This window comes from Streptomyces sp. NPDC028910 (genome assembly GCF_055564955.1).
The window spans coordinates 65,250-82,460 of the sequence record NZ_JBVHVF010000035.1 but is presented as its reverse complement, the minus strand read 5'-3'; the positions used below and the strand labels follow the sequence as shown (position 1 = coordinate 82,460).

The 17,211-nt window shown below is 72.0% G+C and carries 20 protein-coding genes; 11 read left to right on the top strand and 9 right to left on the bottom strand.

Translation table 11 applies throughout. The annotated features are described in order from the left end of the window. Positions 1-121 precede the first annotated feature (121 nt). Positions 122-676, bottom strand: a complete 555-nt coding sequence (def, locus tag ACZ4TV_RS30695; RefSeq protein WP_468138405.1) for a peptide deformylase — start codon at positions 674-676, stop codon at positions 122-124. A gap of 123 nt (positions 677-799) precedes the next feature. Between def and ACZ4TV_RS30690 the strand changes: the two genes are divergently transcribed. From ACZ4TV_RS30690 to ACZ4TV_RS30665, 6 genes are all read left to right on the top strand, one after another. Continuing rightward, positions 800-2,038: a MurT ligase domain-containing protein gene (locus ACZ4TV_RS30690; protein ID WP_468138404.1), complete on the top strand. Its 1,239-nt coding sequence runs from the start codon at positions 800-802 to the stop codon at positions 2,036-2,038. 20 nt (positions 2,039-2,058) lie between these two features. Further along, a complete protein-coding gene (locus ACZ4TV_RS30685) occupies positions 2,059-2,787 on the top strand; it encodes a type 1 glutamine amidotransferase (RefSeq protein WP_468138403.1) in 729 nt (242 codons plus the stop codon). 202 nt (positions 2,788-2,989) lie between these two features. Further along, positions 2,990-4,015 (top strand): 6-phosphofructokinase, encoded by a 1,026-nt coding sequence (locus ACZ4TV_RS30680; protein WP_468138402.1) that lies wholly within the window; start codon positions 2,990-2,992, stop codon positions 4,013-4,015. 101 nt (positions 4,016-4,116) lie between these two features. Next, the gene (locus ACZ4TV_RS30675) at positions 4,117-5,073 is read left to right on the top strand and encodes a cytochrome c oxidase assembly protein (protein WP_468138401.1); all 957 of its coding nucleotides are present in this window, start codon (positions 4,117-4,119) and stop codon (positions 5,071-5,073) included. A gap of 32 nt (positions 5,074-5,105) precedes the next feature. Continuing rightward, on the top strand, positions 5,106-5,264 hold the full coding sequence (locus tag ACZ4TV_RS30670) for a hypothetical protein (RefSeq protein ID WP_468138400.1): 159 nt from the start codon (positions 5,106-5,108) through the stop codon (positions 5,262-5,264). Between the two features lie 85 nt (positions 5,265-5,349). After that, positions 5,350-6,060: a lysophospholipid acyltransferase family protein gene (locus tag ACZ4TV_RS30665; RefSeq protein WP_468138398.1), complete on the top strand. Its 711-nt coding sequence runs from the start codon at positions 5,350-5,352 to the stop codon at positions 6,058-6,060. A gap of 72 nt (positions 6,061-6,132) precedes the next feature. Here ACZ4TV_RS30665 and ACZ4TV_RS30660 read toward each other — a convergent pair whose 3' ends face one another. The 6 genes from ACZ4TV_RS30660 to ACZ4TV_RS30635 are packed head-to-tail and all read right to left on the bottom strand — an operon-like array spanning position 6,133 to position 10,726. Then, complete coding sequence (locus ACZ4TV_RS30660) at positions 6,133-6,939, bottom strand: urease accessory protein UreD (RefSeq protein WP_468138396.1); 807 nt, start codon at positions 6,937-6,939, stop codon at positions 6,133-6,135. After that, positions 6,936-7,631, bottom strand: a complete 696-nt coding sequence (gene ureG, locus ACZ4TV_RS30655; RefSeq protein WP_468138394.1) for an urease accessory protein UreG — start codon at positions 7,629-7,631, stop codon at positions 6,936-6,938. The genes ACZ4TV_RS30660 and ureG overlap by 4 nt, the downstream gene beginning before the upstream one ends. Positions 7,632-7,677: 46 nt before the next feature. After that, on the bottom strand, positions 7,678-8,352 hold the full coding sequence (locus tag ACZ4TV_RS30650) for an urease accessory protein UreF (protein ID WP_468138393.1): 675 nt from the start codon (positions 8,350-8,352) through the stop codon (positions 7,678-7,680). Between the two features lie 28 nt (positions 8,353-8,380). Next, positions 8,381-10,102: an urease subunit alpha gene (locus tag ACZ4TV_RS30645; protein ID WP_468138392.1), complete on the bottom strand. Its 1,722-nt coding sequence runs from the start codon at positions 10,100-10,102 to the stop codon at positions 8,381-8,383. Then, positions 10,095-10,406, bottom strand: coding sequence for an urease subunit beta (locus ACZ4TV_RS30640; protein ID WP_468138391.1), 312 nt, complete (start codon positions 10,404-10,406; stop codon positions 10,095-10,097). Before ACZ4TV_RS30640 ends, ACZ4TV_RS30645 begins: the two co-directional genes overlap by 8 nt. A 17-nt stretch (positions 10,407-10,423) precedes the next feature. Then, complete coding sequence (locus tag ACZ4TV_RS30635) at positions 10,424-10,726, bottom strand: urease subunit gamma (protein WP_468138390.1); 303 nt, start codon at positions 10,724-10,726, stop codon at positions 10,424-10,426. 316 nt (positions 10,727-11,042) lie between these two features. Here ACZ4TV_RS30635 and ACZ4TV_RS30630 point away from each other — a divergent pair, with 316 nt between their 5' ends. Beyond that, positions 11,043-11,435, top strand: coding sequence for a VOC family protein (locus ACZ4TV_RS30630; protein WP_468138388.1), 393 nt, complete (start codon positions 11,043-11,045; stop codon positions 11,433-11,435). A 101-nt stretch (positions 11,436-11,536) separates the two neighbouring features. On the opposite strand, the gene ACZ4TV_RS30625 is transcribed toward ACZ4TV_RS30630, so the two are convergent. Continuing rightward, on the bottom strand, positions 11,537-11,986 hold the full coding sequence (locus ACZ4TV_RS30625) for an ATP-binding protein (RefSeq protein WP_468138387.1): 450 nt from the start codon (positions 11,984-11,986) through the stop codon (positions 11,537-11,539). A gap of 196 nt (positions 11,987-12,182) precedes the next feature. Here ACZ4TV_RS30625 and ACZ4TV_RS30620 point away from each other — a divergent pair, with 196 nt between their 5' ends. Together ACZ4TV_RS30620 and ACZ4TV_RS30615 are read left to right on the top strand one after the other, a co-directional pair. After that, on the top strand, positions 12,183-13,067 hold the full coding sequence (locus ACZ4TV_RS30620) for a helix-turn-helix domain-containing protein (protein ID WP_468138385.1): 885 nt from the start codon (positions 12,183-12,185) through the stop codon (positions 13,065-13,067). Positions 13,068-13,079: 12 nt separating this feature from the next. Continuing rightward, positions 13,080-13,301 (top strand): DUF397 domain-containing protein, encoded by a 222-nt coding sequence (locus ACZ4TV_RS30615; protein WP_468138384.1) that lies wholly within the window; start codon positions 13,080-13,082, stop codon positions 13,299-13,301. Between the two features lie 6 nt (positions 13,302-13,307). Here the strand turns inward: ACZ4TV_RS30615 and ACZ4TV_RS30610 are convergent, their stop codons facing one another. Beyond that, positions 13,308-14,480, bottom strand: a complete 1,173-nt coding sequence (locus ACZ4TV_RS30610; protein ID WP_468138382.1) for an 8-amino-7-oxononanoate synthase — start codon at positions 14,478-14,480, stop codon at positions 13,308-13,310. A 155-nt stretch (positions 14,481-14,635) separates the two neighbouring features. Between ACZ4TV_RS30610 and bioB the strand changes: the two genes are divergently transcribed. Both bioB and ACZ4TV_RS30600 read left to right on the top strand, forming a co-directional pair. Further along, entirely contained in the window at positions 14,636-15,889 is a 1,254-nt protein-coding gene (bioB, locus tag ACZ4TV_RS30605; RefSeq protein ID WP_468138380.1) for a biotin synthase BioB, read from the top strand. Continuing rightward, entirely contained in the window at positions 15,882-17,207 is a 1,326-nt protein-coding gene (locus tag ACZ4TV_RS30600; protein WP_468138379.1) for an adenosylmethionine--8-amino-7-oxononanoate transaminase, read from the top strand. Before bioB ends, ACZ4TV_RS30600 begins: the two co-directional genes overlap by 8 nt. Positions 17,208-17,211 lie beyond the last annotated feature (4 nt).

Below are 17,211 nucleotides of genomic sequence, written 5' to 3'. Positions count from 1 at the left end.
GCCGATCTGGCGGAGCCCCAGGAAACCCGGCTCCGCCGGGCACCGGGCTCCGCCCGGACCCGCGCCTCAAACGCCGGCGAGGCTGGTTCGGCCCGGCCGAGGCCGAACGTACGGCGGGCGGCTAGCCGTGCTGGGGCCGCGCGCCCCACGGGGTCTTGCGGATCGCCCGCCGCAACCGCCGCGCCCGCAGCCCCGTCACCCGGTCCGCGTACACCGTCCCGTCCAGGTGATCGCACTCGTGCTGCAAGCAACGGGCGAAGAACCCCGTACCCGAGACCCGCACCGGCGCGCCGTCGGACCTGACGCCCTCGACGACCGCGTGGTCGTACCGCACGGTGCCCGCCTCCAGCCCCGGCAGCGAGAGACAGCCCTCCGGCCCGCGGAACTCGTCCCCGTCGGCCGTCACCAGCCGCGGGTTGACGATGTGCCCGACGTGGCGGACGTCCTCGTCGTCGGGGCAGTCGTACACGAACACCCGCTGCCCGACGCCGATCTGGTTCGCCGCGAGACCGACCCCCTCGGCGGCGTACATCGTCGCGAACATGTCCTCGATGAGCCGGTCGAGGGCCGGACCGAATTCCGTGACCTCCGCGCAAGCGGAGTGGAGCACCGGATCACCCAGCAGGCTCATGGTGCGGACGAGGCCGGTGGTACCGGGGATGGGGCGCTGTCGCATGGCCGTAAGCGTACGACGGGCGACTATATGAGGAGATCCGCGGCGGGCCGGGGGCGCCGCGGTCAAGGCCCCGGCCGGTACTGGATAGGCTGGGGCCGACCGACGCAAGGAGGACAAGGGACGATGGCAGGCAACACGGAGCCGCTTTCGCCGCGGGCCAAGCTGGCCGTGACGGCGGGCAAGGCCGCGGCGGCGGTGTCGCGGGCCGCGGGACGCGGAAGCGGATCGGTGATCGGTGGCAAGGTCGCACTCAGGCTCGACCCCGATCTCCTCGGCGCGCTGGCGCAACATCTCGACGTCGTCCTCGTCTCCGCGACGAACGGCAAGACCACGACGACCCGGCTGATCGCGGAGGCCCTGCGGGCCAGCGGTCCGGTCGTCTCCAACGCGCTCGGCGCCAACATGCCGGCCGGCATCACCTCGGCGCTGGCGGGCGGCTCGGACGCCAAGTACGGCGTCATCGAGGTCGACGAGAAGTACCTCGCCGGAGTGGCCCGGGACGTCACCCCCAAGGTGATCGCCCTGCTCAACCTCTCCCGCGACCAGCTGGACCGCGCCGCCGAGACCCGCATGCTCGCGGAGAAGTGGCGCGAGGGCCTCTCGGGCTCCAAGGCCGTCATCGTCGCGAACTGCGACGACCCGCTGATCGTCTGGTCCGCATCCTCCTCGCAGAACGTGGTGTGGGTGGCGGCCGGCCAGGAGTGGAAGGACGACGCCTGGTCGTGCCCCTCCTGCGGCGGTGTCATGCAGCGCCCGGGCGACGACTGGTTCTGCGGCGAGTGCGGCTTCCGGCGTCCCACCCCGAGCTGGGTGCTCTCCGGCGACCACGTCCTGGACCCGCACGGCTCGGCCTGGCCGATCCACCTCCAGCTGCCCGGCCGCGCCAACAAGGCCAACGCCGCCACGTCGGCCGCCGTGGCCGCCGTCTTCGGCGTCCCGCCGCAGGTCGCGCTGGAGCGGATGTACCAGGTGCAGGCCGTGGCAGGCCGCTACGACGTCGTCACCTTCCAGGGCCGTGAGCTGCGGCTGCTGCTCGCGAAGAACCCGGCGGGCTGGCTCGAAACGTTTTCGCTGATCGATCCCCCGCCGACCCCGGTGGTCCTCTCGGTGAACGCGCGCGGCGCCGACGGCACCGACACCTCCTGGCTGTGGGACGTGGACTACCCGCGCCTGGCCGGCCACCCGATCTTCGTGATCGGTGACCGCAAGCTGGACCTCGCGGTCCGCCTCGAGGTCGCGGGCCTGGACTTCCGGGTGTGCGAGACCCTCGACGAGGCCGTGCAGCTCGCGCCGCCCGGGCAGATCGAGCTGATCGCCAACTACACCGCCTTCCAGGACGTGCGCCGCCGCGTCGGCAACTAGTACCCATAAAGGACAAGAGCATGAGCGACAACAGCCTGCGTCTGGTGTGGGTCTACCCCGACCTGCTGAGCACGTACGGAGACCAGGGCAACGCCCTCGTGGTGGAGCGCCGGGCGCGCCAGCGCGGCCTGGACGTGCAGCGCGTGGACGTGCGCAGCGACCAGCCGATCCCCACCTCGGGCGACATCTACCTGATCGGCGGCGGTGAGGACCGGCCGCAGCGGCTGGCGGCGGAGCGCCTGCTGCGCGACGGCGGTCTGGAGCGCGCCGTCGCGAACGGGGCGATCGTCTTCTCCGTCTGCGCCGGGTACCAGATCCTCGGCCAGGAGTTCGTCAACGACCAGGGCCAGCGCCAGGAGGGCCTCGGCCTGCTGGACGTCGTCACCGTGCGCGGTGAGGGCGAGCGGTGCGTCGGCGACGTCCTCGCCGACATCGACCCGCGCCTGGGCCTGCCGCAGCTGACGGGCTTCGAGAACCACCAGGGCGTCACGCACCTCGGCCCGACGGCGAAGCCGTTCGCCCGGGTGTCCATGGGCCGTGGCAACGGCACCGGTGACGGCACCGAAGGCGCGTACAACGACACGGTGTTCGGCACGTACATGCACGGCCCGGTGATGGCGCGCAACCCGCAGGTCGCGGACCTGCTGCTGAAGCTGGCCCTCGATGTGAACGCGCTGCCGGCCCTTGACGACCGGTGGTACGAGGCGCTGCGCGCGGAGCGCATCGCGGCGGCCACGCAGCCCGCGTAGGGCGGCGCGGCACAGCGCCGCAAGCAGACGTCCGGCCCGGATTCCCCTGGTGGGAACCGGGCCGACGTGCGTTCGCACCACGGAGGGGACCAGCATGTGGAGGATGGTTCAGCCCACCCGTCTTCCGCTTGTAGGGTGACGTGTAGTTCCCACCGGACGACGTGGTCCGGTCGTCGGCCACGTTGCAAAGGTCTTTCCTGCCATGCGCATAGGTGTGCTCACTTCCGGTGGCGACTGCCCCGGCCTCAACGCCGTCATCCGCTCCGTCGTGCACCGCGCCGTCGTCGACCACGGCGACGAGGTGATCGGCTTCCACGACGGCTGGAAGGGCCTGCTGGAGGCGGACTACCGCAAGCTCGACCTCGACGCCGTAGCCGGCATCCTCGCCCGCGGCGGCACCATCCTCGGCTCCTCCCGGGTCCAGCCCGCGCACCTGCGCGACGGCGTGGAGCGCGCCCGCGGGCACGTCGCCGACCTGGGTCTCGACGCCATCATCCCGATCGGCGGCGAGGGCACCCTGAAGGCGGCGAACCTGCTCGCGCAGGCCGGTCTGCCGATCGTCGGCGTCCCGAAGACCATCGACAACGACATCGCCTCCACCGACGTCACCTTCGGCTTCGACACCGCCGTCGGGGTGGCCACCGAGGCGCTGGACCGGCTGAAGACCACCGCCGAGTCCCACCAGCGCGTGATGGTCGTGGAGGTCATGGGCCGCCACACCGGGTGGATCGCCCTGCACTCGGGCGTGGCGGCAGGCGCTCACGCGATCGTCGTACCGGAACGCCCGTTCGACATCGAGGAGCTGACGGCGATCGTCGGCGAGCGCTTCTCCGCGGGCAAGCGGTTCGCGATCGTCGTGGTCGCCGAGGGCGCCAAGCCGCGCCCCGGCTCGATGGACTTCGAGGAGGGCGGCACGGACATGTACGGCCACGAGCGGTTCGCCGGCATCGGCAACCTGCTCGCCGTCGAGCTGGAGCACCGTCTGGGCAAGGAGGCCCGGCCGGTGATCCTGGGCCACGTCCAGCGCGGCGGCACGCCGACCGCGTACGACCGGGTCCTCGCCACCCGCTTCGGCTGGCACGCCGTGGAGGCGGCGCACCGGGGCGAGTTCGGCATGCTGACCGCGCTGCGCGGCACGGACATCGTGATGGTGCCGCTCGCCGAGGCGGTGCAGACCCTCAAGACGGTTCCGGTCGAGCGGTACGACGAGGCCCAGACGGTTCTGTAACACCCTTTCGTACGCCCCTTTTGTCCTGGGCCGCCCCCGCGCGCACGAGCGTCCGGGGGCGGCACTACTGTGGTGGGGCACCACGTCAAGGGAGTGAACAGATGGACCACAGCGGGCACGGCACGGACATGAACATGGACCTGCCGCCGTTCACTCTCGGACGCGGGCTGGAGTTCTCCTTCGACGCCTTCTTCCTCATCGGCTCCCTGCTGGGGCTCGCCCTGTACGGGTGGGGCGTGCTGCGGCTGCGCCGGCGCGGGGACTCCTGGCCGCTGGGCCGGAGCATCGCGTTCACCCTGGGCGTGCTGAGCGTGATCCTGGTGACGTGCACCATGCTGAGCGACTACGGCATGGTCATGTTCAGCGTGCACATGGTCCAGCACATGGTGATCAGCATGATCACCCCGATCCTGCTGCTGCTGGGCGCTCCGGTGACGCTGGCGCTGCGCGCGCTCGCTCCCGCCGCCCGTGGCCACAAGGGACCGCGCGAGCTGCTGCTGATGCTGCTGCACAGCCGGTACATGAAGGTGATCACCCACCCGGCCTTCACGATCCCGATGTTCATCGCGAGCCTCTACGCCCTGTACTTCACCCCGCTCTTCGACTTCCTGATGGGCAGCCGCACCGGGCACATCGCGATGATGGTCCACTTTCTCGCCGTCGGCCTCATCTTCTTCTGGCCGATCATGGGCATCGACCCCGGTCCGCACCGGCCGGGCTACGTGATGCGGATGCTGGAGCTCTTCGCGGGCATGCCCTTCCACGCCTTCTTCGGCATCGCCCTGATGATGGGCAGCCAGCCGATGATCAAGACGTACGCGAACCCGCCCGCCTCCCTCGGCATCGATCCGCTGCTCGACCAGCAGTGGGGCGGCGGCATCGCCTGGGCCTTCAGCGAGATCCCCTCGGTGCTGGTCCTGATCGCCCTCGTCTACCAGTGGTACCACTCCGAGCAGCGGGCCGCGAAGCGCTCCGACCGGGCCGAGGACCGCAACGGCGACAGGGAGCTGGAGGCGTACAACTCGTATCTCGCCTCGCTCCGAGCGCGTGGCCAGTAGCGGAAGACCGCCTTCGCGCGCCACCATGAGGCATGACCGGATCCGTTAAGGCGATGGCTGTCATGACCTTCGCCGCACTGGTGGCCGTCGCCACGTATTCCGTGGTCCTCGGCAGCAACGGCTGGCTGTGGTTCGGCTGGGTGGTTCTGGGGTTGCTGACCGCCGGGATGGCCGCCGCGCGCAATGTCTGAGGAAGACTCCGGCCGCCCCCCTCCAGCCCGTGGCTCACTGTTCGTAAAATGGCGGTGACAACGGGATATCGACAGGAGCGGCCTGGTGTTCTACCACTTGCTCAAGCACGTGTTGCTCGGCCCCCTGCTGCGGCTGCTGTTCAGGCCTCGGATCGAGGGCCTGGAGAACATCCCGGCGGAGGGTGCGGCGATCGTCGCGGGCAATCACCTGTCGTTCTCCGACCACTTCCTGATGCCCGCGATCCTGAAGCGGCGGATCACTTTCCTCGCGAAGGCCGAGTACTTCACCGGCCCCGGGATCAAGGGCCGGCTCACCGCCGCCTTCTTCCGCAGCGCCGGGCAGATCCCCGTGGACCGCTCCGGCAAGGACGCCGGACAGGCGGCCCTGCGCGAGGGGCTGGCGGTGCTGGCCAAGGACGAGCTGCTGGGCATCTACCCGGAGGGGACGCGCTCGCACGACGGACGGCTCTACAAGGGCAAGGTGGGCGTGGCCGCGATGGCCCTGGGCGCCGGGGTGCCCGTGGTGCCCTGCGCGATGGTCGGCACCTTCGAGATCCAGCCGCCCGGGAAGCGGATCCCGAAAATCCGGCGGGTGACGATCCGCTTCGGCCGGCCGCTGGACTTCTCCCGGTACGCCGGGATGGAGGGCGAGCGGGCGGTCCTGCGGGCGGTCACCGACGAGATCATGTACGCGATCCTCGAACTGTCCGGCCAGGAGTACGTCGACCGGTACGCGGCCGAGGTCAAGGCCGAGGAGGAGGCGGAGCGGAAGAAGGCCCGGCGCACCTCGCGCTGAGCCTTCTCCCCCACGCGGCGTCCGCGGCCCAGTGCCGCGACCGGAAAGGTTCACCTCTACCTCGTCCTGTGTTCACCGGTGGTAGGTACGACACGCCGCGTCGAGCAGCTCCCGCAGCCGCAGGGCGTCCGGGGCCAGGGCCGTCACCAGGACGGCGGGACCGGCCAGCGGCGTGACCACGGCGAATTCCCCCAGCACCTGCGCCGCGGGCGGATGCTCGGCGAAGGCGGGGTCCACGACGAGGAGTTGGCCGAGCGCCCGGTGGCCGGCCAGGCCCGCCGGGCCGTCCCAGCCACCGGGTGCGCCGGGTCCGCAGGCGAGCTCCTGGTCCAGCAGCGGACGGCCGCCGCGGGTGACGCTGAGGCGGCTGCGCAGCAGGCCCGGAGCCTCCCCGCAGCGTCCCAGCACCTGCTCTTCGCGCAGCAGCAGGCGGCCCGTCGGGGCCAGTCGGACCCGGGTGCGCACCCGTAGGTCGCTGCCGCGCACCGACACCAGCGGCTCCGGCAGCCACCGCACGGACGCCCCGTCCTCCACGGTCAGGCCCACGTCGTACCGCGCGGATTCGCCGCCCCGGCCGGGCAGCGCCAGGGTGGCCGCCGCCGACGCCAGGGCGAGGCTCGCCCCCGGGCCGGCAGTGGCCTCGACGGTGAGGTGGTCGCCGCCCAGCGGGGCGCTCATCGCGCCGACCAGCACGACCCCGGCCTCGGCCCCCGATCCCCGGGTGCGGCGCAGCGCGAGTGGGCCCTCGCCGGCCAGCACCGGCAGGGCGGTCCCGCCCCGCCCGTCGGCCACGGCGTGGATGCGGGCGGTGGCCCGCAGGCCCGTCGGGGACACCGGGGACGCCTGCGTGGCGGCCGCGGTGGTGGCCGCGCTGGTCACCGTACGGCCCAGGCGGCGATCCGCTCGCGCACCCAGGCGGCCACCGGGGCCACTCCTTCGGGGCCGCGCAGGGACTGGAAGGCGACGGGCAGTTCGCCGCGCTGCTCGGCCGCGTCGCGGGCCATCCGGCCGAGGTCGGAGCCGACGTACGGGGCGAGGTCGGTCTTGTTGACGACGAGGAGGTCGGCGGTGGTGACGCCGGGGCCGCCCTTGCGCGGGATGTCGTCCCCGCCGGCCACGTCGATGACGAAGATCTGCGCGTCGACGAGTCCCCGGGAGAAGGTGGCGGTGAGGTTGTCCCCGCCGGACTCGACGAGGATCAGGTCGAGCGGGCCGCTCTCCCGGAAGGTCTCCTCCAGTTCTTCGACGGCCTCCAGGTTGGCGGAGATGTCGTCGCGGATGGCCGTGTGCGGACAGGCCCCGGTCTCGACGGCGGTGATCCGTTCGGGCGGCAGGACGGCCTCGCGGAGCAGGAACTCGGCGTCCTCGCGGGTGTAGATGTCATTGGTGACGACGGCCATGGAGAGCTCGGTGCGCAGCGCGCGGCACAGGGCGGCGACGGTGGCGGTCTTGCCGGAGCCGACGGGTCCGCCGAGCCCGATGCGCAGGGCGCGCCGGGTGCCGTCGGGCCGTAGGGGCTCGGCGCTTCGGGTGTGCCGGTGGGGGTAGGTCACGGCGTGGTCCAGATGCATCGGGGGTTCTCCTTGGGGGTGGTCCGGATGACCGGTCGGGGGGCGCTCAGGAGGCGAAGAGGCGTACCGGCCAGTCGGCATGCGTCTGCGCCGAGATGTCCAGCAGCGGCGAGGAGGCGGCGGGCAGCGCGTCCAGGCCCTCGGAGCGGGCGCGCAGCGCGGCCTGCTCGGCCTCGGCGGCGACGGCGTCGAGGTCGGGGGCGAGCCGGGCCAGCACCCCGCTCGCCTCGAAGGGGTCCAGGCCGAGCAGCCGTACGGTCGCGGTGGCCGGCCCGCCGACGCTCTCGTACGCCGCCACGTGCGCGGCGGCCCGCGGCCCGAGCCCGGCCGCCCGGGCGGTGACTCCGAGCACGACGGGCTGGTGGGCCCCGCGCGGGAACGCCGCGGCCAGCTCCTCCAGTTCGGCGGCGGGCCAGGTGGCCCGGGCGGCGCGCAGCAGCTGGCGGCCCAGCCGCCGGGCCGCGGTGCGCAGCGCCGGCGACGGGGTGCGGGCGTCGGCGGCGGCGTCGAGCCCGGCCGGGTCGAGCCCGAGGGCGGCGGCCGCGGCGAGCGCGGCCGCGGTGAGGCCGGCGGTGTGCAGCCGGCCCCGGCAGAAGTCCTCCAGGGTGGCGGCGTCGTGGATCCGGCCCGCCTTGCAGGCGGCCTCGGCCCCGCCGGAGTGGGCGTGGCCCCCGGCGGGGAAGCGGCCGTCGGCGAGGACGAGCAGCGCGGCGAGGCTCATGTGGCTGCGCCCATCGGAAGCGGCCCTTTCAAAAGAGGAAGTATCTCTGTGCCATGGGCAGTTCCGTCGCGGGCGCCGGTTCCACGGCCTCCCCGTCGATGGTGACCGTGAAGGTGTCGGCGTCGACCTCGACCCTCGGCATGGCGTCGTTGCCCCGCATGTCGGCCTTGCTCACCTTGCGGGTGCTCTCGATGGCCACGAACTGCTTGCCGAGCCCGAGCCGTTCGGGCAGTCCGTCGTCGAGCGCGGCCTGTGCGGTGAAGTTCAGCGAGTTCAGGGCGGGCGCGCGCCCGTGGCTGCCGAACATCGGCCGGGGCAGGACGGGCTGTGGGGTGGGGATGGAGGCGTTGGCGTCGCCCATCTGCGCGTAGGCGATCTGCCCGCCCTTGAGGACGAGTGCGGGCTTGACGCCGAAGAAGGCGGGGCTCCACAGCACCAGGTCGGCGAGTTTGCCGGTCTCGACCGAGCCGATCTCGCGGGACAGGCCCTGGGCGACCGCGGGGTTGATCGTGTACTTGGCGACGTAGCGGCGGGCGCGGTGGTTGTCGGCGGGTCCGTCGCCGGGGAGGAAGCCGCGCCGCTTCTTCATCACGTGGGCGGTCTGCCAGGTGCGCAGGACGACCTCGCCGACCCGGCCCATGGCCTGGGAGTCGGAGGAGATGATCGAGATGGCTCCGAGGTCGTGCAGGATGTCCTCGGCCGCGATGGTCGAGGGGCGGATCCTGGACTCGGCGAAGGCGAGGTCCTCGGGGACGGACGGGTTGAGGTGGTGGCAGACCATCAGCATGTCGAGGTGTTCCTCGACGGTGTTGACGGTGTGCGGCCGGGTCGGATTGGTCGAGCTGGGCAGGACGTTGGGCTCGGAGACCACCGTGATGATGTCGGGCGCGTGCCCGCCGCCCGCGCCCTCGGTGTGGTAGGCGTGGATGGTCCGACCCGCGATGGCCCCGAGGGTGTCGCCCACGAAACCGGCCTCGTTGAGGGTGTCGGTGTGGATGGCGAGCTGGGCGCCGGTCTCGTCGCACACGCTCAGGCAGGCGTCGATGACGGCCGGGGTGGCGCCCCAGTCCTCGTGGATCTTGAAGCCGAGGGCGCCGCCGCGCAGCTGGGAGTGCATGGCCTCGCGGGACATGGTGTTGCCCTTGCCGAGGAGGCCGATGTTGACGGGGTAGGCCTCCAGCGCCGCGAACATCCGGGCCATGTGCCAGGGTCCGGGGGTGATGGTGGTGGCCTTGGTGCCCTCGGCCGGTCCGGTGCCGCCACCGACGAGGGTGGTGATGCCGGAGGCCAGGGCCTCCTCGATGATGGTCGGGGAGATGAAGTGCACGTGGGCGTCGATGGCGCCCGCCGTGACGATCTTCCCGTTGCCCGCGATGATCTCGGTCTCCGGACCGATGACGAGTGTGGGCTCCACCCCGTCCATGGTGTCGGGGTTGCCGGCCTTGCCGATGCCGCAGATCCGGCCGTCGCGGATGCCGAGGTCGGCCTTGACGATGCCCCAGTGGTCGAGGACGACGACCCCGGTGATCACGGTGTCGGGGGCACCCTCCGCCCGGGTGGTGCGGGCCTGCCCCATGGATTCGCGGATCACCTTGCCGCCGCCGAAGACGGCCTCGTCGCCGGCCCGGCCGGGGCCGCCGCTGAGGTCCTGTTCGATCTCGACGAAGAGGTCGGTGTCGGCGAGCCGGATCCGGTCACCGGCCGTCGGCCCGAAGAGGTCGGCGTACACCTGGCGGGAGATCTCAGCCATCGAGCGGCCCTCCGGTCTCCCCGCGCAGTCCCGGTACGGTGCGCAGGCCCCCGAGCGGTACGAGTTCCACCGCGACCGGGATGCCCGGCTCGAAGCGGACGGCCGTACCGGCGGGGATGTCGAGCCGGAGCCCGCGGGCGGCGGAGCGGTCGAAGTCGAGGCCGGGATTGGCCTCGGCGAAGTGGTAGTGGGAGCCGACCTGGACCGGACGGTCGGCGGCGTTGAGCACGGTGAGGCGGGTGACGGGTCGGCCCTCGTTGAGGAGTACCGGGCCGTCCCCGTGGAGGATCTCGCCGGGGATCATGCGGGTGGCACTCCTTTTCAGACGATCGGGTCGTGGACCGTGACGAGTTTGGTGCCGTCCGGGAAGGTGGCCTCGACCTGGACGTCGTGGATCATCTCGGGGATGCCCTCCATGACCTCCTCGCGCCCCAGGACGGCGCGGCCGGAGGCCATCAGCTCGGCCACGGTCCGGCCGTCGCGGGCCCCCTCGAGGATGTGCGAGGTGATCAGCGCGATCGCCTCGGGATGGTTGAGGCGCAGCCCGCGCGCCCTTCGCCTCTCGGCCACGTCCGCGGCCACGTGGATGAGCAGTCTCTCCTGCTCGTGCGGTGTCAGTTGCACACGTATCACCAAGTTTCCGGGACAAGATCAACATCGTGCCGGGGCGACCCTAACGGTCGTCAACACTCTGTTGACCTGCGCATATCCGAGCCAAGCATGATCTTGCCCAACACAGAGAAAGGCTTTCCGTCCCGACCACCGCAGCTTTACCGGATCATGGGTGATCATTGGCGGTCGAACGTGGCCGCCACGCTAGGCGCCGCGCTTTTCCGTTGAGTTAACCCACGTTTCGGGCAGGCACCTGGTTCGACTCCACGACCTCGTCAGCCCGGTTCCGTATACGGATCCGCGTCCGGATCCCTCACCGAGGAGACACATGTTCGTCAACCCCGTCCGCCACATCACCTTCGACGCCCTCGACCCCTACCGGGTGGCCGAGTTCTGGTCGGCGGTGACCGGCTTCCCGATCCACCCCGACGACGTGGAGGGTGACGACGAGGTCCTGCTGGAGCCGGGCCGGCCCGAGGTGCCCGGACTGCTGTTCATCCGGGTGCCGGACACCAAGTCCGTGAAGAACCGGGTCCACTTGGACATCCAGCCCGCCACCGGCACCCGGGACGAGACCGTCGAGCGCCTGATCGGGCTCGGCGCGAAGGTCGTGGACGACCGCCGCGCGCCGGACGGCGTCATGGGCTGGGTCGTGCTCGCCGACCCGGAGGGCAATGAACTGTGCATCGAGCGCAGCGCGGTGGAGCGCGGCCTCGTCTGAGACCTCGGCCTCGCGTCCGGGTTCGCGCCCTCGTCTCCGAGCTCGCGCCCTGGCCTTCCGGGCCCGCGGCCCGGCCCGATCCGCAGGACGGGTGCCGCGGGTCAGCAGCCCGTGACGCTCCTCGCGGGCGCCGCGACGGTCCAGGGCAGCGCGATCCACACCGTCTTGCCGCCGTCCTCGGTCGGGGTGACCGAGAGCCGCCCGCCCGCCTCCGCCGTGAGCCAGCGGATGATGACCATGCCCCGGCCGTTGTCCTGCTGGACGGCGGCCGGGAGCCGCTTGGGCCAGCGCGGGTGGCTGTCGGTGACGCCGACCCGCAGCCACTCCTGGCGCTCCAGCCGGACGTCGACGGTGAAGGTGGGCGACTGGCCGAAGGTGTGCTGTACGGCGTTGGTGGCGAGTTCCGAGACGATCAGCCGGACGCTGTCGGCGGTGTCGGCGTCATCGGGGAGTCCCCATTCACTCAGCACCTCCGCGACATAGCGTCGGGCGGCAGCCACCGAGGCGGGATCGCTCGGCAGAGTGACGGATGCTTCCTGGTGGTCTGCCATGGCGACGGTCCCTTTCCCACCGGGGCGAAATGCCCCGGATCTGTGCTGGACGCCAGAGTGCCACCCATCGTGCCGCCGGATCCGCCGTTCCCCCAAGATATGCATATATCTGTCGCTCGATGCGGTGAACTCTGCTACGGAAGAGCGTATTTGGACGGCAGACTGGTGCGAGCTGTGCCGGTGGAAGGAGGCGGGTGTGCAGCACGGTCCCGCGGTGCGTCGGCGCAAGCTCGGCGAGGAACTGCGTGCCCTGCGTGACCGGTCCGGACTCACCAGCGGTGAGGCGGCCCGGATCATGGGATGGCACCAGTCGAAAATCAGCCGCATCGAGACAGGCCGCAGCGGCGTGAAACCGGAGGACATCCGGCTGCTCCTCGACGCCTACGGGGAGATCGTGAGCCCGGAGCAGCGCGCGCTGCTGGAGGCGCTGTCGGCCTCGGCCGCCGGACCCGGACCGGGCGGCGACACCGGGCGGGGCCGCCAGTGGTGGCACGACTACCGGGGGCTGCTCCCCCAGGAGTACCGGGACTTCATCAGCCTGGAGGCGGGGGCCCGGTCGGCCCGCACGGTGGAACTGTCCGTGGTGCCGGGACTCTTGCAGACCCCCGAGTACGCGCGGGCCGTGACCCGGGCGGCGCTGGGCGGGCTGCCGGAGCCGAAGGTGGACGCGCTGGTCGACGTACGGCTGGCCCGGCAGTCGGTGCTGCGGGCCGATCCGCCGCTGGAGTTGAGCGCGGTCCTGGACGAGGCGGTGCTGCGCCGGCAGATCGGCGGGCCCGGGGTGATGGCGGAGCAGTTGCGGCACCTCGTGCAGGTGGCGCGGCTGCCACAAGTACGACTCCAGGTCCTGCCGTTCAGTGTGGGGGGACATCTCGGCCTCACTGGACCGTTCGTCATTTTCTCATTTCCGAACATCGCCGATCTGGATGTGGTGGTACTCGACCATTTGACGAGTAGCCTCTATCTGGAGCGGAAGGAAGACCTAGAGGCGTACAGCGCCGCGTTCCGCACCATCCAGGCGCACGCCCTCCCGCCCCAGGACTCGTCGGAACTCATCAGCTCACTCGCTGACGACGCGTAAGGAGGCACCCCCGTGTCCGCAACCCCCTTAAGCACGAGCGGACTTCTGATCAGAGCGCGGTGGCGGCGCAGCAGCCGCAGCACCGGAATGAACAACTGCGTGGAAGCGGCCGTGCTCGATGACGGCCTGCTGGCGGTCCGCGACTCCAAGCGGACGGACGGCCCGGCCGTGCTCTTCACCGGGCCGGCCTGGGGCGGCTTCCTCGCCTCCGTACGGGCGAACGCGCACGCGTGATTGCGCCTAGCGGTCCGTGGCTCCGGCGGGCGCGGTCCCGAGGATCGTCCTGACCGCCCGATCGATCTCCTCCCCCGTGAGATCGGCCCGGGCGGTCAGCCGCAGCCGGGAGATGCCGTCCGGCACCGACGGCGGACGGAAGCACCCCACGGACAGACCTGCCTCGCGGCAGTCGGCGGCCCAGCGCAGTGCCGCCGACGCCGACGGGGCCCGAACCGACACCACGGCCGCGTCCGGCCGGGCCGCGGTCAGGCCGGACGCGGTGAGCCGCTCGTACAGCTGGGCGGCCACCTCCCGGGCGCGGGCCGCGCGCTCCGGCTCGCTGCGGAGCAGGCGCAGGCTCGCCAGCGCCGCGCCCGCGGCGGCCGGGGCCAGGCCGGTGTCGAAGATGAAGGTGCGGGCCGTGTTGATCAGGTGCCCGATCACCTTGGCCGGGCCGAGAACGGCTCCGCCCTGGCTGCCGAGGGACTTCGAGAGGGTCAGGGTGGCGACCACGTAGGGCGCGCCCGCGAGCCCGGCGGCGTGCAGCGCGCCGCGGCCGCCCTCGCCCAGCACGCCCAGCCCGTGGGCGTCGTCCACGATCAGGGCCGCACCCTCGTCCCGGCACGCGGCGGCGTACCCGGCGAGCGGGGCGGCGTCCCCGTCCACGGAGAACACCGAGTCGCTGACCAGCAGTGCCCGTCCCTCGTGCGCGGCCAGCGTCTTGCGCGCGGTGTCCGGGTCCGAGTGCGGGACCACGGCGGTCTCGGCGCGCGAGAGCCGGCAGCCGTCGACGATCGAGGCGTGGTTCCCGGCGTCGGAGACGACCAGCGTGCCCCAGTCGCTGAGCGCGGTGACGGCCGCGAGGTTGGCCGCGTAGCCCGAGGACAGGACCAGCGCGGCCTCGAAACCGCAGAAGGCGGCGAGCTCCCGCTCGAGCTCGGCGTGGAGCTCGGTCGTACCCGTGACGAGACGGGAACCGGTGGCTCCGGCGCCCCAGCACGCGGCCGCCTCCTGTGCCCCGCGGATGGTCTCGGGGTGCCGGGACAGGCCGAGGTAGTCGTTGCTCGCGAGGTCCAGCAGCGCCGACACCGGCGGCCGGGGGCGGAGCGTGCGGACCAGTCCGGCCCGCTCGCGCGCGCTGTGCGCGGCATCGATCCAGGCGAAGACATCCTCGGGGTCGGGAGTGTGCTGGGGCATCGGCATGTCCTCGGTTTTGTCGGCAGTCCACAGACCTGCCCGACCCTAGCGGCCGTGACTTGTGCGCCAGGTGTGGTGATACACACACACCCATCCGGCCATGTTGTGCGATCTCTCCTTGGCCGGGAGTGGTCGTGTGGTCCAGGATCGGGTCCATGGACCTGCTGAACACCCTGGTGGACAAGGGGCTGCGGCGCGAGCTGCCGACCCGCGAAGAAGCGCTCGCCGTACTGGCGACTTCTGACGACGAACTGCTCGACGTGGTGGCCGCGGCCGGCAAGGTGCGCCGCCAGTGGTTCGGGCGTCGGGTCAAGCTGAACTACCTGGTCAACCTGAAGTCGGGCCTGTGCCCGGAGGACTGCTCCTACTGCTCCCAGCGTCTGGGGTCGAAGGCCGAGATCCTCAAGTACACGTGGCTGAAGCCGGAGGAGGCCTCCCAGGCCGCCGCCGCCGGCGTCGCGGGCGGCGCGAAGCGGGTCTGCCTGGTCGCGAGCGGCCGCGGGCCGACGGACCGGGACGTGGACCGCGTCGGCAAGACGATCGCCGCGATCAAGGAGCAGAACGAGGGCATCGAGGTCTGCGCGTGCCTCGGCCTGCTCTCGGACGGCCAGGCGGAGAAGCTGCGGGACGCGGGCGCGGACGCCTACAACCACAACCTCAACACCTCCGAGGCGACGTACGGGCAGATCACCAAGACCCACACCTACGCGGACCGGGTCGACACCGTGCAGAAGGCGCACGCCGCCGGCCTGTCCGCGTGCTCCGGTCTGATCGCGGGCATGGGCGAGAGCGACGAGGACCTGGTCGACGTCGTCTTCTCGCTGCGCGAGCTGGACGCGGACTCGGTCCCGGTCAACTTCCTGATCCCCTTTGAGGGCACCCCGCTGGCCAAGGAGTGGAACCTCACCCCGCAGCGCTGCCTGCGGATCCTGGCGATGGCCCGGTTCGTCTGCCCCGACGTCGAGGTCCGGCTCGCGGGCGGGCGCGAGGTGCACCTGCGCTCGATGCAGCCGCTGGCCCTGCACCTGGTCAACTCGATCTTCCTGGGCGACTACCTGACCAGTGAGGGCCAGGCCGGTCAGGCCGACCTCGACATGATCGCGGACGCCGGTTTCGAGGTGGAGGGCGCCGGTACGACGACCCTCCCCGCGCACCGCTCCGACGCGGCGGCCGCGGCCGCCTCCGGGGGCTGCGGTTCGAACGGCGGCGCCTCGCTCTGCGGTTCGGGCGCGGCCGCGGCCGAGGACGCCCCCGCCGCGGGCTGCGGCTCGGCGTGCGGTGGCTGCTCCGGGCACGGGCCCGCGGAGGCGACGCCCGTACCGGCTCAGGCCGAGGCCGGCGAGGTCCGGTCGGACCTGGTGGCGGTACGCCGCCGCGGCGCGGGGACGGACATCGCCCCCAATGCCTGATCAGCTCCACCCGCTGTCGGCCGGCGCGGAACTGCTCGCACTGGACCGCCGGCACGTCTGGCACCCGTACGGTCCGATGCCCGGGCGGCAGGAGCCGCTGGTCATCGCCTCCGCCTCGGGGGTCCGGCTGCGGCTCGCCGACCCGGCCCAGGGCGAAGGCGGCCACGAGGAGCTGGTCGACGGCATGTCCTCCTGGTGGTCGGCGATCCACGGCTACAACCACCCGGTGCTCAACGAGGCAGCGACCGCGCAGCTGGGGCGGATGTCGCACGTGATGTTCGGCGGGCTCACGCACGAGCCCGCCGTCCGGCTCGCCGAGAGGCTCGTCGAGATCACCCCGCCGGGGCTGGAGCACGTCTTCCTCTCCGACTCGGGCTCGGTCTCGGTCGAGGTCGCGGTCAAGATGTGCCTCCAGTACTGGCGTTCGCTCGGCCACACCGGCAAGACCCGCCTCCTCACCTGGCGCGGCGGCTACCACGGGGACACCTGGCAGCCGATGGCCGTGTGCGACCCCGAGGGCGGCATGCACGAGCTGTGGCAGGGTCACCTGCCGCGGCAGGTCTTCGCGGACGCCCCGCCCGGCGGCTTCGACACGCCCGTGGACCCGGCGTACGCCGACCACCTGCGCTCCCTGATCGCCGCGCACGCGGACGAGCTGGCCGCCGTCATCGTGGAGCCGGTGGTCCAGGGCGCGGGCGGCATGCGCTTCCACAACCCGGCCTACCTCCGGGTGCTGCGCGACCTGTGCGACGAGTACGGCGTGCTCCTCGTCCTGGACGAGATCGCCACGGGCTTCGGCCGTACGGGCGCACTCTTCGCCGCCGACCACGCGGGGATCACCCCGGACGTGATGTGCCTGGGCAAGTCCCTGACCGGCGGCTACCTCACGCTGGCGGCGACGCTGTGCACGGAGCGGGTGGCGGACGGGATCTCCCAGGGCGAGGTTCCGGTGCTCGCGCACGGGCCGACCTTCATGGGCAACCCCCTCGCGACGGCCGTGGCACTCGCCTCGGTCGACCTCCTCCTCGGCCAGGACTGGGCGAAGGAGGTCGAGCGGATCGAGGCGGGGCTGCGCGAGGGCCTGGCGCCGGCGGCCGAGGTCCCCGGCGTACGGGACGTACGCGTGCTGGGCGCGATCGGCGTGGTCCAGCTGGACCACGAGGTCGACGTGCCGGCGGCCACCCGGGCGGCGGTGCGCGAGGGCGTGTGGCTGCGGCCGTTCCGGGACCTGATCTACGTGATGCCGCCGTTCGTCACCGACGACGAGGACCTGACCCGTATCTGCCGCGCGGTACACGCGGCGGCACAGGAAGGCTAGGACA

Coding starts and splice junctions, on each gene's coding strand:
- def (WP_468138405.1), bottom strand. CDS start 676: ATGCGACAGCGCCCCATCCCCGGTACCACCGGCCTCGTCCGCACCATG.
- ACZ4TV_RS30690 (WP_468138404.1), top strand. CDS start 800: ATGGCAGGCAACACGGAGCCGCTTTCGCCGCGGGCCAAGCTGGCCGTG.
- ACZ4TV_RS30685 (WP_468138403.1), top strand. CDS start 2,059: ATGAGCGACAACAGCCTGCGTCTGGTGTGGGTCTACCCCGACCTGCTG.
- ACZ4TV_RS30680 (WP_468138402.1), top strand. CDS start 2,990: ATGCGCATAGGTGTGCTCACTTCCGGTGGCGACTGCCCCGGCCTCAAC.
- ACZ4TV_RS30675 (WP_468138401.1), top strand. CDS start 4,117: ATGGACCACAGCGGGCACGGCACGGACATGAACATGGACCTGCCGCCG.
- ACZ4TV_RS30670 (WP_468138400.1), top strand. CDS start 5,106: ATGACCGGATCCGTTAAGGCGATGGCTGTCATGACCTTCGCCGCACTG.
- ureG (WP_468138394.1), bottom strand. CDS start 7,631: ATGCATCTGGACCACGCCGTGACCTACCCCCACCGGCACACCCGAAGC.
- ACZ4TV_RS30650 (WP_468138393.1), bottom strand. CDS start 8,352: ATGAGCCTCGCCGCGCTGCTCGTCCTCGCCGACGGCCGCTTCCCCGCC.
- ACZ4TV_RS30645 (WP_468138392.1), bottom strand. CDS start 10,102: ATGGCTGAGATCTCCCGCCAGGTGTACGCCGACCTCTTCGGGCCGACG.
- ACZ4TV_RS30640 (WP_468138391.1), bottom strand. CDS start 10,406: ATGATCCCCGGCGAGATCCTCCACGGGGACGGCCCGGTACTCCTCAAC.
- ACZ4TV_RS30630 (WP_468138388.1), top strand. CDS start 11,043: ATGTTCGTCAACCCCGTCCGCCACATCACCTTCGACGCCCTCGACCCC.
- ACZ4TV_RS30625 (WP_468138387.1), bottom strand. CDS start 11,986: ATGGCAGACCACCAGGAAGCATCCGTCACTCTGCCGAGCGATCCCGCC.
- ACZ4TV_RS30610 (WP_468138382.1), bottom strand. CDS start 14,480: ATGCCCCAGCACACTCCCGACCCCGAGGATGTCTTCGCCTGGATCGAT.
- bioB (WP_468138380.1), top strand. CDS start 14,636: ATGGACCTGCTGAACACCCTGGTGGACAAGGGGCTGCGGCGCGAGCTG.
- ACZ4TV_RS30600 (WP_468138379.1), top strand. CDS start 15,882: ATGCCTGATCAGCTCCACCCGCTGTCGGCCGGCGCGGAACTGCTCGCA.